Raw genomic sequence first — 14,287 nt, 5'->3', positions numbered from 1 at the left:
GAGCTGTGGCGCTGTGTCGGACGCCATGCCGATGCCAGAGGGTTGTCGGAACTACACAACCTGCTGACGACGGGCTCGCTCGTCGAAAAGTATGCTGCCGGATTGGCTCTCAGCGAAAGTACGGAACCTGCCGCTCAGAATTTCCTCGCGATCGCGCCTGAGATAGCGGGCGAAATTGCCTCGGGCAAGATCACGTGGGCCACCATTGACGCGATGAGTTCCTGTTAATTTGAGGATCGGATGTCCTACGAAATCATTATCGGGCTGGAAATTCACGTCCAGCTCCAAACCAAGACCAAGATTTTTTGCGGTTGTCCGACCACGTTCAACCCTGATCACCCTAACGTACAGACCTGTCCCGTCTGTCTGGGCTTGCCGGGAGCGTTGCCGGTTCTCAACCAGCACGCCTATCACCTGGGAGTGAAGACGGCTCTGGGATTGGGCTGTCAGATTGCGCCTTTCACCAAGTGGGACCGGAAACAGTACTTCTATCCGGACCTTCCCAAAGGCTATCAGATCAGCCAGTACGATCTCCCCTTCAGTCATGACGGCCATGTCGACGTCGTTTGCGGGGACCCGGCGACTGTTCGTCGCGTTCGCATCCTGCGAGCTCACCTGGAAGAAGACGCCGGTAAGAATACGCATGACGAATCAGGCCGAGGTCGCGACAGCAAGGTCGATCTTAACCGGGCGGGAACTCCGCTGGTCGAAATCGTGACGGAGCCGGATCTTCGTTCGTCGGAAGAAGCACGCCGATTCCTCGAAGAGTTGCGGCTGATGCTGACGTACCTTGAAGTCTCTGACTGCAACATGCAGGAAGGGAGTCTGCGATGCGACGCGAATGTCAACCTGCACGTGCTGCAACCGGATGGGACGAAGATTCCGACACCGATTGTCGAAATCAAAAACCTGAACAGTTTCCGCTTTACGGAACAGGCGATTGACTACGAAGTGGCTCGCCAGTGGGAGGCGTATCAGCAGACCGGGATCCGGATGGGAGCCAAAGGGGGCCACAAGCGAACGGTCGGATTCGACCCGGGCCGCGGAGTCACGTATGCGTTACGCGAAAAAGAAGAAGCGGCAGACTATCGCTATTTCCCTGACCCGGACCTCGTGCCTGTCACCACGACCGTCGAACGCGTTGACGCGATTCGTGGGGAAATGTGTGAACTTCCCGGTCTCCGTCGTCAGCGATTGATCGATGAGTATCAGTTAACCCCGTACGATGCGTCGGTCATCATCGATCAGGGGCGGGCCGTCGCGGATTACTTCGAAGACGTTGCCAAGGCGGGCGGAGAAGGGAAGCAGGCAGCGAACTGGCTGACTCAGGATCTGCAGGCGGCGATGAAAGAGCGGGGTGAGACGATCACCACTGTCCCGATTCGGCCCCCCGTGCTGGCGGCTCTGCTGAAGCGAATCAACCAGAAGCAGATCACCATCAAGGCCGCTCGAGAAGTCTTCGCCGCGCTGCTCAGCGATCACGACGAAGAGATTCCTGTGACGGAGTCGCGAATCGATGAAATCGTCAAAGCACGCGGACTGGCGATCGTGCAGGATACCGGTGCCATTGATGCTGCCATCGCTGCGGTGATTGAGCGAAGTGCGAAGGCGATTGCCGACTTCAAGGGAGGAAACGAAAAGGCCATCGGGGCCCTGATCGGGCAGGTCATGAAAGGGGTCAAGGGGGCCGACCCGCAGCTCGTTCGCGAAAAGCTGCTGGAGGCGATTGCCAAGTCGTGACAGCAGGTCAGTCTGTTAGCATCCCTGGATGTCTGCTTCAGATTGAAGTCATAGCACCGCGGAGGGCTTCGTTGGTTGAGAGGGGCTTTGAAGTGATTGGTGGCGGGGGCTTCAACGGATTGAGGACATCGCTCTGAGACTTCGACGAGCGTGACGTATCAAGACAACGGAGACTCCAGGGCCTGGAAGGGTGGCAGGGTTACGTGTTGTCTGCTGCCGCGAATGGTCCGGCTTGGGAATGCGGTGCTCGTTCTCTCCCTTTGGGAGTGGACAAGTTACCGGGTGTTCAAGAAACTCAGCCACGGGGATGGCACTTCTCGTGGATGGACTTGAGTCGGCTGTGGTCGACCTGGGTATAGATCTGAGTCGTGCGAATGCTGGCGTGACCGAGCAGTTCCTGGAGGGCTCGGATCTCGGCACCGCCGGCCAGCATGTGCGTGGCGAAGCTGTGCCGCAACGTGTGAGGGCTGACTTCGAGACTGGCTCCAATTCGCGCGGCGTACCGTTTGACGAGTTTCCAGACGGTGATTCGGCTGAGCGGGTTTCCTCCGCGGGATACGAGCAGCGGAGACGTCGGGTCTCCTTTGGGCGCCAGCTTGGGATATTCGTGTTGCAGGTACGCTTCGACTGCTGCGCAGGCGACGGGGTTCAGTGAAACGATTCGTTCCTTGTTTCCTTTTCCGATGCAGCGGCAATAACGCTCTTCCAGGTGAATATCACGCAGAGCTATGCCACAGACTTCGGAGGCGCGGCAACCGGTCGCGTACATGAGTGCCAGGAGGGCTCGATCCCTGAGGGGATGACGGTCTTCGCGGGATGGGGCCGCGATCAGGGCATCGACCTTTTCGGGGCTGAGGACTTTTGGAAGGTGTTGCCAGAGTTTTGGCGAGTTAACGAGTTCGACGACGCTTTCCGGGATGATCCCTTCCAGCACCAGGTAGCGGAAGAACATTTTGAGAGCCGCCAGGTGGCGGGCGATGGACGTGGCGGCAAACTGATGTTGATGGAGGTCTTCCAGGTAGCGAGTCAGCAATGCCAGATCGACCTGCTGCAGCTTGCCCGGACCATTGGTCTGATACCAGGCATCGAATCGGGTCAGGTCACGCCGGTAGGCGAGCAGCGTATTGGCGGAGAGTCCACATTCCGCCTTCAGGTAATGGATGAATCCGGCGAGATGTTCGGAGGGTTCGGCCTTGTTGCTGGAATTCGTGGCGGCGGACAAGGTGGGACGTCGACGCGGAGGCACGGTATTTCCCCAGAAATTCGTTTGTCGCGACCAGTCGTTTCTAACAGTGAGCCCTTACAGGGCCGAGTATCAGTTTGATTTCGTTGCGGCTCTGCAACCTGCCATGTTCCCGGGAATGGCCGAAGGGGGAACGTTCCGGGAATTGGCGGACGAGGCGATTCCCAAGCGGTGTCCCCACAGGAGAAATATACCTGACTTATCGGCGGAGTGATGTGCAGTGCTGTTGTGGATCCGCGAGACAGGCCGTTTCACTGCAACAGATGCCGAAGAGGTAGACTTTCGGGACGGTCTCCCGTGAACCGTCCGCAGAGTCAGCCGATTCGGGTACGGTGAGTTCGTTCCAAATTCCTGACCCACGTCAGTAGCCAATCAGGGGGAGGGGGATTGAATCATCTACGACGATGACCCGAGTGCGCTGGCGGACCATTGACCCCGTTCGGGGCCGCACGCAGCGGGACTCGGGTTGAAGCGCGAAGGAGGCGTCAAAGTTCAGCCAGTCGGGATAAGCTAATTTCCCTGGACCTGTTCCTCAAAGATCCGGGCAATATCCTGTTCCGTCACAGTGATTTCGCGGGTAAATCCAGTATGTGATCTCGTGTAAGAGACCTTGGCCGCTTTCGCGGGATCACGGTGGACCATTCTGGCCAGCACGGCCTTGTCTTCATCGGTCAGTTTTCCCACGGAGGGATCCCAGCTGGTCCGGGATTCGATCACCAGTGAGTCAACACGAGCGTCGTATTTTGTGTAGTCAGCCATGGGTTCTTGAACTGAGAGAAGTGTGAAGCGGTTCGTGAACGAAATGCGAACCGCAATCCAGAAATCATACCCCGAGAAAACCGGACAGGCAAAGCAACGGGAGACCTGGCTTTCATTGGAGCGGGTTTCCGTGTGGGGATGCTGCTTTGTGTCGCTGACCTTGTCTCGATACGATTGCTGCTGACGTCTAGCGAATTATGAGAGGACTGTTTTAATGGACTATCTGCGGCCGAATCTGTCTGGGCCGAGACTCGCACCGTTCCAGGCACCTCAGGGTGATCTGGCAATCATTGCAGGGTCGGGGAATCCCATTCTGGCGCAAACAATCGCCAACACATTGGGTGTCTCTCTGACCCCTGCAAGAGCTCACATCTTCAGTGAAGGAAATGTGTTCGTCCGCATCAAGGAGAACGTCCGGGGCAAAGACGTTTTCATCGTGCAGGGTTGTCACTTCCCGGTCAACGATAACTTCATGGAACTTTTGTTCTGGATCGATGCCGCGCGTCGCGCGAGTGCCCAGAACGTCACCGCAGTCATCCCGTTTTTCAGCTATGCACAAGGGGACAAGAAGGACGAGCCCCGCGTTTCGATCCGGGCCCGTGTCTGTGCCGATGCCATCGAAGCGGCAGGGGCCGATCGCGTACTGACGATGGACTTGCACAGTCCTCAAATTCAGGGCTTCTTCCGCGTCCCCGTCGACCATCTTTACGGTCGGACCGTGCTGGTTGATCACTTTAAGCAGCTCAACATTCCCGACCTGGTGGTGTGCAGTCCTGACGTTGGGTTTGCGAAAGGGGCCGCGGCGTACGCAGGGCTGCTGAATGCGCCGGTCGTCATTGGGAACAAGTATCGGGCGGACCACACAGAGACTGTGCAGATCGTGGAAGTGATCGGCAACGTCCAGGACAAGAACGTTTTTCTGGTCGATGACCTGACGATCACGGGCCGTTCACTGGTTGAAATGGCCAGAACGCTGAAAGCACGCGGTGCTCGTGATGTCTATGCTGCTGTGACGCACGGCGTACTGTCGGAAGGTGCGGCAGCACGGATCGCCGAAAGCGAAATCAAGAAGATGTTCATTACAGACACCATCGAAAATTCGTTCAGTCCATTGCCGGCGAATATCGAAGTGATTTCGGTTGCTCCCCTGATGGCGGCCGCCATCCGCTCGATCCACGACCGGACCAGCGTCAGCATGCTCTTCCCTGAGAAGTACGATTGATTTCCGGTCGTGCGTCGGACGTCTAATCTCGGTCTAACTCTTTAGGTTTCCACAGTCGCTGGAGACGTCCTTCGGGGTGAGACGATGATGGGAGATTGGAAAACTCGCTCCACTGGATCGGACCCAATTCGATCACCGCAATTGCGGCAGTGGGAAACTTGAGGTGCTCACCAGTGAGAAGGGTGAGAAACTCTTCAAAGCCGGGGTTATGCCCCAGCAACAGGACGGCCGGGAACAGTTCGGAAACCCGAGACAGCACTGCGGCTAATCCCGCCGGCTCTGCCTCGTAAAGTTCGTCCAGATAATGAACGGATAACGAAACGGGGGCGAGTTCTGCGAACGCGAGTTCCGCAGTCTCACGTGTCCGTCGAGACGACGAGGAGAGGACCAGGTCAGGGATGAGCTGTTCCTCCTTCATCAACCGCCCCATACGGACGGCCGCTTTACGTCCGCGATCATTCAGGGGGCGGTCCTGATCAGCGAGCTGTGGGTCGCCCCAACTCGACTTGGCGTGTCGAAACAGAAGCAGGGATTTTTTCTCGGTCATTGATGTCGATCCTGGAGAGGGGGTGGGCACCGCACATTGTCGGCGAAACGGACTCACTTTTCGAGAAACTTGCTTGAAAATAGGATTCGATCACTGGCCAGGAAGTCGACAGACGATAATATTTCAGACATCACGTCATAGGATTCATGTCAAAACGTCTTTCGAGATCAAGGGGGCAAGCAATGTCCGCTAAGCAGACATCTCGTTGGCTGAAAGTGACCAGTTCTGTTTCGTCCTCTCGTTCTGAAATTCCGGCAACGCCGCAGGGGAGCGTTGCACGTCGTTCGATCTCCATGCCTCGAATGCTGTGCTGGATGGTGACAGTCGTGATTCTGGTGGGGGCCAGTGTTTACGTCCGGGCAGAGATTCACCGCCGGATTGCGTATCTGGAGAAGCGACCGACAACGGGATTGACTCCTGCTGGAGGAACGTTGCTGATCGCCGGGGGAGGGCATCTGTCCGAGATGATTCGTCACCGCTTTATCGAATTAGCGGGTGGCACGAACTCACGGATTGTGGTGATCCCGGCGGAGGTGATCGATGACGAGGCGCGGGAGTCCTATCGACAGATGTGGCTGAAATATGAGGTCAAGAGTGTTGATGTCCTGCATACCACATTGCGTGCCACGGCCAATGATGTCTCGTTCTGCGAGGTCCTCTCTACCGCAACCGGAGTCTGGCTTGGGGGAGGTCAGCAGACATGGCTGGCCGACTGGTATGGCGGCACGCTTGTTGAAAGCCGGCTGAAAGAGGTGCTGTCCCGAAATGGCGTGATTGGGGGCACGTCGGCCGGGGCCGCGATTATGTCGGGGATCATGATTGCCGGAGGGCGAGGCACGCCGGTGATGGGACGTGGCTTCGACCTGATTCCGGGTGCGGTGATCGATCAGCACTTTATCAAACGGAATCGAATCGGCCGGCTTTACCAGGTTCTGGAGCGACACCCTGATCTGATTGGATTTGGAATCGATGAAGAGACCGCACTGCAATATGCCATCAAAACGGGGAGTTTTCAGGTTCTCGGCCAGTCGTGTGTTGTGGCGTGTGTGCTGGACGCGGGAAACGAAAAGTCTGGTAAATTTCGCCTGCAGTTCATGAATCCTGGTGATGAGTTTGATATCGAGCGACTTCGTCGTGGCGACCAGATTCAACCTGCGTTCAGCCCGTTCGAGGAAGTTCTATTTGGAGAATAAAAAAGGTCCGTCTCCGATGGGATCGGAGACGGACCTCAGGTCTTGTCACTTCGAACGTGAGACGTTGGACTTATTGCTTACGTGGGGCTTTCGCGGGAGCCGCTGCAGCGGTTGGCTTGGCCTGGGTTCCACTGGCTGGCTGAACTCCGCCGCCGATCGGACCGGTCGCCGCTGCGTTACGTTCAGGACGGTTCGAGGTCTGAGTCAGGTAGTTGTCGACGATGGTTTCTTTCTTCAGCTTTTCGAAGACCTTCGCCACCTGCATTTGAATCTTCGATTCCTTCAGCTCTTCGTAGAGGGTGTTACGAACTTCGTCGATTTCGGTGACGACAGGTTCCGTACGACCTTCGCACTTCAGGATGACGAACCGGCTGGGGGCCACTTCGATCACACCGGAAATTTCGCCTTCTTTGAGTCGGAAGGCGGCGTTTTCCAGCATTTCGTTGCCGTTGAACTTGGCGATTGGGGGGATCTGACCACCCAATGCGCGGCTGTTTGGATCGACGGACAACTTGGCGGCAAGTTCTTCAAAATCGTCTGGGTTCTTCTTGAGTTCATCCCAGCCCGCTTGAGCCCGACGCTGGTTGTCGAACATGATCATGCGTGCTTTGACGCGAGGACCATAGTTTCGCACGAAGGCTTCGTTCATGTCTTTGTCGTCGACTTCGACTTCTTCCCCAGCCAGCTTCTTCAAAGCGATCATCGGGAAGATCACGCTCTGACGGTACTGGAGCGGGCTGATGTTGCGTTCGGCCTGCAGCATTTGCAGCCATTGAGTCGGGTCGAGGTTGAAGCGGGTCGCGATCCGTTTGATCTCGTCGGTGATTTCCTGCTCACTGACGGTGATTTCGTGGGCTTCGCAGGCCTGCTGGATGATCAGGCGATGGATCAGGTCGTCGAGGACTTCGCGGCCATGGCGTTTGACGCACTCTTCGGCGACGGTGTCATAGGTGATGGTATCTTTGTCGACCTTGGCAAGAACTTCAGGCTTCTTGGCCGTGTTGCCGACGCGAGCCTGACCGGCTGGCGGGTCTGTGGCTGCCATCGATGCGGGGCTGCGGACGTATTGCATCAACATGCCAGCAGACAGTACGGCAGCGACCGAGCCGCCGAATACCCACATCAACCGTCCTTTGGTCTGGCCTTTGGAATTAGGCACGGACAGGTGATTCCCTTCACCCATGATCTGTCTCCGAATCGGAAGTGACACCGAACTGTAAGGCGAGCCCAAATGGGCACCGACGTCCCTGGCGGCGGCGGGTTATAGGAATCGGCAAAAAATGCGTCAAGACGGCTTCCAGCGGTCCTGGAAAATAAAATGCGTTCTCCTGCCACCCCATGATTGCCCCGTTTTCGGCTTATTTTGCCGTATATTCAGGGTTCCAGATCGTTGCCGCGATGTATCGATCGCTGAGCGGCTGATCGTGAAAATAGTAGATTGTCACAATTTTTCCGTCGGGACGCTGCACGCTGACCGGGTATCCAAAGTCGCGTCCTCCCCCGTTGTTGTGCAGGATCAGGATGTTTCCCCAAGTCTTGCCACCATCGTTACTCAGGCGAGCCCGCATCTGAAATGGCTCTGCCCGATACCCGTACGCCAGGCTCAGGCGGCCGTCGGACAACTTGATCAGGCTGGGGGGATTCCCTTCACCGGTATCCGCGACGGGATGATCATCTACTTTCCAGGTTTTGCCATCGTCGAGCGAACGATAAGCATCAAGCCAACTTCGCTTTCCTTCGCGACAGCGAATGACGACCAGCAGTTCGGATTCGCCGAGGCGGACCGCCGAAGGCATGATCGAATACCCTTTCGGTTCCGGCCCGATCCACGCCACGAAGTTCCATGTCTTACCCCCATCAGTCGTCCGTGCACACAAGGGGCGGCCTTCACGACCATTCTCTTTGGCGGCGGTAAGGAACACCAGACAGTCGTGCGGGCCGTTGACGATGTAGTTTGTGCGAGGGGCAAGCTTGAGCTTTCTTCCCTGATCATCGGCCACATCGAGGCGGAACGGTCCCTGCCAGGTCTTGCCACGATCGTTTGAATACGAGAACCGTGATTCGTCACCATGATGGTCGAGCATGCGAAACGTGATCACAAAGTCGGGATGCTGAAAATTGATTCCTCCCGGGCAATCCTGCCACGGCTTCTCTTTCAGTCCCGGAGGGGTAATCCCGTGAAGACCTTTACCAACGGGGATGAGAGCCCCTTGCTTCGAGGGGTTTTCCAGTGACCAGGTTTCTCCGCCATCGAGGCTGCGGGCGAACAGATGTTCTTCCGGACGCTCGCGATCAATGGCGTGAACGCCGGGACCGTTGTCTTTGGAATACCCCGCGGAAAAGCCGACGAGGATCTCATTACCCCAGGACCAGATTCCATGATTGGCTGGCCAGCCGCCGAACCGACCAGGTTCCGCGTATACGTTGACTCGCACTGCCTCGGCGGGTTGCAGCGGAACCGATTCTGCCTGCTGTGCATCTACGCAGCGGACGCTTGTCATCAGCAGCAGACCGCTCACAAATCGCAGCCAGGTCGTACTCATTCGTTGCCTCGTCAAACTCATAAAAGCCAGCTCTCATCAGGGAGTGAAATCGTCCTCATTCGTAAAATCATCCGATCAGAATACGACCTGGGCCGGGTTGATTGCCTGATACTTTCCTTTGCTTGCGGTGATCTCGAAGGCTTCGGGAACGGCTTCAATGCCGTGCAGGACGTGAGTAATTGTGTGTTCGAGTCGGACACGGCCCGAGGCGACCAACTGAACCGTGTGCCGCAAGTGTTCTCGCGTGCTGATGTCGGGGAACAGGTATCGCAGGCTTCGCTCGCGGAAGAGATCAATTGGCAGCATGACAGAGCCGCCAAACCACGAGACGCCGATAATTTTTCCTCCTGAACGGACTGAAACCAGGGCGTCCAGCAAGGTCTGGTGTCCCGCGAGTCCCTGCCTAGGGCTGCCACCGGCACATTCGAAGACCACATCCGCCCCGTTGCCTCCCGTCAGTTCTCGAATCGTCGACACCACATCGCAGGTCCTTGCGTTGAGTGCGTGATCGGCTCCGAGTTCTCGAGATGCGGCACAGGCTTCCTCCCGGACGTCGACGGTAATAATTTGACCGGCACCACTGATTCGCGCGATCTGCAGGCACTCCAGTCCCATGCTTCCCTGTCCGAAGATCACAACGGTGTCGGCGATCTGGATCTGGGCTGTTTCGACAGCGGCAACGCTGTCGCTGAGCGATTGCAGACATGCTGCGACGCTATCCGAAATTCGATCATCGACTTTGACCAGAGCAATTTCGGGAAGTAGTGCCAACTCACTGAAACATCCCGGCTGATCGAAACCGATGACGGGACCTTGTCGGCAGAGAGTGCTGCGCTCGTTCCGGCACAACGGACAGTTTCCGCAGGGAAGCTTGGCGCGGGCTGCAACGCGATCACCGACGGAGTAACCGCTGACTCCTTCGCCCACTTCGACGATCCGGGCGCAAAACTCGTGGCCGAAGAGTTGGATAGGGGCCTCTGCATCCAGCCTGGCTTTCACGCGGTCGTAGGCCAGTGTTGGAATACCAAACGCAAGCTGCGCTTCGGTCACGCTCGGTTGTACGCAAAGTGGTTTAACGACGACGTGACCGGGCTGACAAACAGGCTCCGGGATATCGTCCAGACGCAGATCTCCGAAGCCATAAAATCGCCACGCCTTCATGGAGTTACTCCTGCCAGTCGTTCGAATTTCTGCAACGTGTGGTAGCGGCCGGTGGAAGGATACTGACGTCCATTCGCCGACCAGACAACTTCAGCGATGTACAAACTTCCGTTTTTATCGAGCCACAGATCGTGCGGAGCGAAGAAGTCGCCCGCTTCCTGTGGTCTTTCACCACCGCCAAATCGGGAAAGGAGATGGCCGGACGAGTCGAAAATACTGAGACGGCCACCGGGTGAATCCGCTGCAGGAGCCGTTGTGCCCGGCCACATCCCGGCGCGATAACCCAGTTCAGCCACGTAGACCAGGCCCTCCTGATCGATCACCATTTCGCACGGGCGGGCAATATCGGTCCATTCGCTAAGGAATTTTCCTTCGGGTGAGAAGAGCTGCAAGCGACTGTTCTCGCGATCCGCGACGTAAACGACCCCATTTCGGTCGACGGTAATCCCATGCGGAACATGGAACTGACCCGGGCCTGATCCCGGTTCTCCCCAGGAGAACTGCAGTGTCCCGTCGGGCGAGAACTTATGAATTCGCGCGTTGCCGTAGCCATCCGCAACGTACCAGTCGCCATTGGGGGCCACTGCAAGATTCGTCGGGAAATGGAAGGGAGGGCCCGCGTAGCGGATCGTGCGATAGTCGATTGAGGTTGCGCCGGTATCTGATGGCTTCCCGCTTGTTCCCAAGGTGAGAACGTGACGGCCCTCTGCCGTGAACTTGTGGATGGTGTGGTCCAGGTCGTCGGTGCAATACACGGAATCATCGGGGCCGATCCAGATGCCGTGGGGGCGGTTGAAGAGACCTTCTCCCCACGAGAAGAGCAGATTTCCATCGGGATCGAAGACGGCGACAGGATGGTCACTTCGATTGAAGACGAAGACACGATCCTTTGAGTCTGTTGCGACGCCTGTGACTTCCCAGACATGCCAGTCGACGGGCCACTTCGCCCAATCCGCGATTGCCCGATATGTGAAGCCGCCGGATGTGATGATTTTAGATTCAGAAGGAGTCATGGAGCCGTGCCGTATGTGAGAAAAGCGAACGTGAGGAGCAGGCCAACAGGGTTGTGCGGAGCGTCGGACGTTGCAAGTGGCCACGATGTGGACTGACGCCCCGATCAGAGAGACGACGGTGATGGAAGTCGGCCTGCTAATGAGTTTTGGAACCGTGAGCGAGTGGCGAGATGTTCCCGCTCGCGCCGAGATTCGTCCACGGTTTCAGATTCCGCAGAGAGGGGCGGTTTGATCTCGCAGGTTGTCGAACGTCATTTCGAGGTTGAAACATCGAGCGCACACCTTTTTTGAAAGTATGTGACTTTGACCAGATTTACCGGAGGGACCAAAGTTACCGGAGGCGAACGCGGGTTCGCTGGTTGAGGTATTCCACCAGATCGTCACCCAAATTTCCGCTGGTGTCCACCGATACGCATTCAATCGCATTCCGTCGGCAGAGGTCTTCGAAGGCGGCCTCATAGCGATGGAGCGACGCGAGATATCCATTGCGGATGTCCTCAGTCTGCGTCAGATACTCTGCAGTCTCTTCCATTCCGAGAAACTTCACCATTCCCTCAAACTGGAATGTCCTTTCGTGAGGATGCAGGATGTGAAACAGCACGATCTCGTGTCGGTTGTATTTCATCCGCTGTAACACGGTTTCCAGCGCCGTGAGATCCGTAAAAAAATCACTGAAGATCATGACGATCTCACGGCGTCCCATCCGGCCAGTCAGGTCCGTCAGACAGTCAACCATGTTCGTCTTTTCGACGGGCGAGATCCGGTCGAGGTGTTGGATGATCCGGTGAATCTGTGCCAAGGTGTTTCCCGGAGGGACATAACCTTGAATGCGATTATCGAAGGTGGTGAGGGAAACTTTGTCGTTCTGTGCAACAATGGAATAGGCTAAGGTCGTGGCGGCTTGGGCTGCACAAAACAACTTCTGCTCATTCCCGGCTCCGTACCGCATCGACGCACTGATATCGAGCACGAGGTGGCAGACAAAGTTCGTTTCCATCTCGTATTGTTTGATCGAAAGACGGTCTCGCTTGTAGTAGAGCCGCCAATCAATGTGCCGTGGATCGTCTCCGACGATGTAATCCCGGTGCCCGGCAAATTCGACTGCAAAGCCGCTGAGGGGGGACTTGTGAGCCCCCGCCAGGTTCCCCATTACCAGTCCGTGCGGTTCCAGTGGTCGATCAGCAACGCGTCTGAGAATCTCGGGATTCAGGTACCGGGAAAGCACGCTCTGCGTCATCGTCTCTCACTTTTTCTTGCAGGTGTTCTGAAACGCAGGGCGTTGACACAAGGAGCGGGCACAGGCTTCGAATTGGGCAGGGGGGCTGATGCAGGTTGATTTGACGGCCGTTGAATACCGATGAGTCAGATCGATCAGAAGGGAAACAGCTCCGCATTCAGGTTCATCATATTCCTCAATCGAGATCCCTGATCTCGTACTCGGTGCGACGGGGCTGAGCATGTCCCGGGGACCCCATTGTGCTGATTCGAGTTCCCACTCACAACGATTGCGCATGCGAACTGGAAATCGTCGATGGCTTGAAGTGACATCCGGTGCGAGAACCTGCGAGCTCCGGTGAAGAACAGACGACGGCGAAGAACGGACGGTTCCGATGATCGAAGTGGGCTTAGGTCGTGTGGAAACGTCAGACCCGTTTCACGTTCATGATTGCTTGCCGATTCCGGGAGACGGGGAATCAAAACTGTCCAGGCGCCCGATCAGTCAGAAATGTTTCGGCTGTTTTTTGTTTTGTTGAAGTCTGAAGCGACACAGATCGGATGTGCAGGAATGGAGACGTCTTGCTGCCTGCTGGTGAATCAGGCCACGTTCCTCGCATTCGATGTGTGTCGTTCTGCGCGGCTGGGGACGATTGGCGCCAGATTCTAAGACTGCCCGATTCGCACGTTCATCGCTTGAGGTTGTTGATGTGTCGTATCTTCTGTCATCCCGCCCCTTCTTTCCGCAAAGCCCCGACAAGGGATAATACAGGAAGATTTGTCTGGTCATTCCACAACCGAAGTACGGGCTGATACACGTTCGGAAAGGGGAATGTATGAGGCGATTGGGCTTCATTCTCGTTGCGATTCTTTCGATGATCAGACATACTCGATGCGTAACTGCTACTGCTGAACTCCCGCTGGTGTTTCCCGCCATGAAAAATCTCAGCCTTGCCCTCGCGATCCTGTTCGCTTCCTGGCCCGTTCTGCGAGCTGCAGAGACTCCCGGCGAAGTGTTGTTTGAACCGCACATTCGCCCCATTCTGAAGTCGTTTTGCTTCCATTGTCACGGCGAAGAAGAAACCGTCGAAGGGAAGCTCGATCTTCGTCTGGCGCGACTGATGATGAGCGGCGGAGAAGGGGGCCCGGCGATCGTGCCGGGGAACGCCGAAAAGAGTTTGCTGCTTGAGAGAATTCGATCCGGGGAAATGCCGCCGGGCGAGAAAAAATTGACACCCGAACAAGTGAATCTCATCACACGCTGGGTTGCGGGAGGAGCCAAAACGGCTCGTCCGGAACCGGAAAAGCCTCTGGAAGGGGACTTCACTGATGAAGAGCGGGCATTCTGGTCAGTCCAGCCGATCCGCAAACCTTCTGTCCCTGCAGTCCAGCATACTGAGCAGGTCCGCTCGCCCATCGATCAGTTTCTGCTGGCAGTCCTGGAGTCCAAAGACTGGGACTTCTCGGAACCCGCAGATCGTTTGACGCTGGTTCGCCGGCTCTCCTTCGACTTGCACGGATTGCCTCCTTCTCCCGATACGGTGGAGCGTTTCGTTAATGACCCGGCGCCCGACGCAGTCGAACGTTTGACCGACGAACTGCTGGCCTCGCCCCGTTACGGTGAACGCTGGGGTCGACATTGGCTGGATGT

The 14,287-nt window shown here is 56.7% G+C and carries 12 protein-coding genes and 1 pseudogene; 5 read left to right on the top strand and 8 right to left on the bottom strand.

Going from position 1 to position 14,287, the window contains the following annotated elements; all coding sequences use genetic code 11:
* Together VGE80_RS00245 and gatB are read left to right on the top strand one after the other, a co-directional pair.
* A pseudogene (locus tag VGE80_RS00245) lies at window positions 1–228 on the top strand (hypothetical protein); the annotation flags it as partial.
* Between the two features lie 12 nt (window positions 229–240).
* Window positions 241–1,740 (top strand): Asp-tRNA(Asn)/Glu-tRNA(Gln) amidotransferase subunit GatB, encoded by a 1,500-nt coding sequence (gene gatB, locus VGE80_RS00240; RefSeq protein ID WP_440591253.1) that lies wholly within the window; start codon window positions 241–243, stop codon window positions 1,738–1,740.
* Between the two features lie 295 nt (window positions 1,741–2,035).
* On the opposite strand, the gene xerD is transcribed toward gatB, so the two are convergent.
* Together xerD and VGE80_RS00230 are read right to left on the bottom strand one after the other, a co-directional pair.
* On the bottom strand, window positions 2,036–2,986 hold the full coding sequence (xerD, locus tag VGE80_RS00235; RefSeq protein WP_440591252.1) for a site-specific tyrosine recombinase XerD: 951 nt from the start codon (window positions 2,984–2,986) through the stop codon (window positions 2,036–2,038).
* 507 nt (window positions 2,987–3,493) lie between these two features.
* Entirely contained in the window at window positions 3,494–3,742 is a 249-nt protein-coding gene (locus tag VGE80_RS00230) for a hypothetical protein (RefSeq protein WP_373653221.1), read from the bottom strand.
* 214 nt (window positions 3,743–3,956) lie between these two features.
* Between VGE80_RS00230 and VGE80_RS00225 the strand changes: the two genes are divergently transcribed.
* Window positions 3,957–4,964, top strand: coding sequence for a ribose-phosphate diphosphokinase (locus VGE80_RS00225; protein ID WP_373653220.1), 1,008 nt, complete (start codon window positions 3,957–3,959; stop codon window positions 4,962–4,964).
* Window positions 4,965–4,986: 22 nt separating this feature from the next.
* Here VGE80_RS00225 and VGE80_RS00220 read toward each other — a convergent pair whose 3' ends face one another.
* Entirely contained in the window at window positions 4,987–5,511 is a 525-nt protein-coding gene (locus VGE80_RS00220) for a SixA phosphatase family protein (RefSeq protein WP_440591251.1), read from the bottom strand.
* A 182-nt stretch (window positions 5,512–5,693) separates the two neighbouring features.
* Here VGE80_RS00220 and VGE80_RS00215 point away from each other — a divergent pair, with 182 nt between their 5' ends.
* Window positions 5,694–6,704: a cyanophycinase gene (locus VGE80_RS00215; RefSeq protein WP_440591250.1), complete on the top strand. Its 1,011-nt coding sequence runs from the start codon at window positions 5,694–5,696 to the stop codon at window positions 6,702–6,704.
* Between the two features lie 70 nt (window positions 6,705–6,774).
* Here the strand turns inward: VGE80_RS00215 and VGE80_RS00210 are convergent, their stop codons facing one another.
* From VGE80_RS00210 to VGE80_RS00190, 5 genes are all read right to left on the bottom strand, one after another.
* Complete coding sequence (locus VGE80_RS00210) at window positions 6,775–7,863, bottom strand: peptidylprolyl isomerase (protein ID WP_397569137.1); 1,089 nt, start codon at window positions 7,861–7,863, stop codon at window positions 6,775–6,777.
* Window positions 7,864–8,062: 199 nt separating this feature from the next.
* Complete coding sequence (locus VGE80_RS00205) at window positions 8,063–9,247, bottom strand: sialidase family protein (RefSeq protein WP_440591249.1); 1,185 nt, start codon at window positions 9,245–9,247, stop codon at window positions 8,063–8,065.
* Between the two features lie 75 nt (window positions 9,248–9,322).
* Window positions 9,323–10,408, bottom strand: coding sequence for a zinc-dependent alcohol dehydrogenase (locus tag VGE80_RS00200; RefSeq protein WP_440591248.1), 1,086 nt, complete (start codon window positions 10,406–10,408; stop codon window positions 9,323–9,325).
* A complete protein-coding gene (locus VGE80_RS00195) occupies window positions 10,405–11,421 on the bottom strand; it encodes a peptidyl-alpha-hydroxyglycine alpha-amidating lyase family protein (RefSeq protein ID WP_440591247.1) in 1,017 nt (338 codons plus the stop codon). The genes VGE80_RS00200 and VGE80_RS00195 overlap by 4 nt, the downstream gene beginning before the upstream one ends.
* Window positions 11,422–11,752: 331 nt before the next feature.
* Window positions 11,753–12,658, bottom strand: coding sequence for a DUF58 domain-containing protein (locus tag VGE80_RS00190; protein WP_440591246.1), 906 nt, complete (start codon window positions 12,656–12,658; stop codon window positions 11,753–11,755).
* 913 nt (window positions 12,659–13,571) lie between these two features.
* Here VGE80_RS00190 and VGE80_RS00185 point away from each other — a divergent pair.
* A partial coding sequence (locus VGE80_RS00185; protein ID WP_440591245.1) for a DUF1549 domain-containing protein occupies window positions 13,572–14,287 on the top strand: 716 nt, incomplete at its 3' end.

Source organism: Schlesneria sp. (genome assembly GCF_036405755.1).
Taxonomy (GTDB): Bacteria; Planctomycetota; Planctomycetia; order Planctomycetales; family Planctomycetaceae; genus Schlesneria; species Schlesneria sphaerica.
The sequence above is the reverse complement of the archived record's forward strand: the minus strand, read 5'-3'. Positions and strand labels throughout refer to the sequence as shown.

What these genes read in the sequence shown, in the direction of transcription:
- VGE80_RS00215 (WP_440591250.1), top strand. Translation starts at nt 5,694, where the DNA reads ATGTCCGCTAAGCAGACATCTCGTTGGCTGAAAGTGACCAGTTCTGTT.
- VGE80_RS00225 (WP_373653220.1), top strand. Translation starts at nt 3,957, where the DNA reads ATGGACTATCTGCGGCCGAATCTGTCTGGGCCGAGACTCGCACCGTTC.
- VGE80_RS00220 (WP_440591251.1), bottom strand. Translation starts at nt 5,511, where the DNA reads ATGACCGAGAAAAAATCCCTGCTTCTGTTTCGACACGCCAAGTCGAGT.
- VGE80_RS00200 (WP_440591248.1), bottom strand. Translation starts at nt 10,408, where the DNA reads ATGAAGGCGTGGCGATTTTATGGCTTCGGAGATCTGCGTCTGGACGAT.
- VGE80_RS00230 (WP_373653221.1), bottom strand. Translation starts at nt 3,742, where the DNA reads ATGGCTGACTACACAAAATACGACGCTCGTGTTGACTCACTGGTGATC.
- VGE80_RS00205 (WP_440591249.1), bottom strand. Translation starts at nt 9,247, where the DNA reads ATGAGTACGACCTGGCTGCGATTTGTGAGCGGTCTGCTGCTGATGACA.
- gatB (WP_440591253.1), top strand. Translation starts at nt 241, where the DNA reads ATGTCCTACGAAATCATTATCGGGCTGGAAATTCACGTCCAGCTCCAA.
- VGE80_RS00195 (WP_440591247.1), bottom strand. Translation starts at nt 11,421, where the DNA reads ATGACTCCTTCTGAATCTAAAATCATCACATCCGGCGGCTTCACATAT.
- VGE80_RS00190 (WP_440591246.1), bottom strand. Translation starts at nt 12,658, where the DNA reads ATGACGCAGAGCGTGCTTTCCCGGTACCTGAATCCCGAGATTCTCAGA.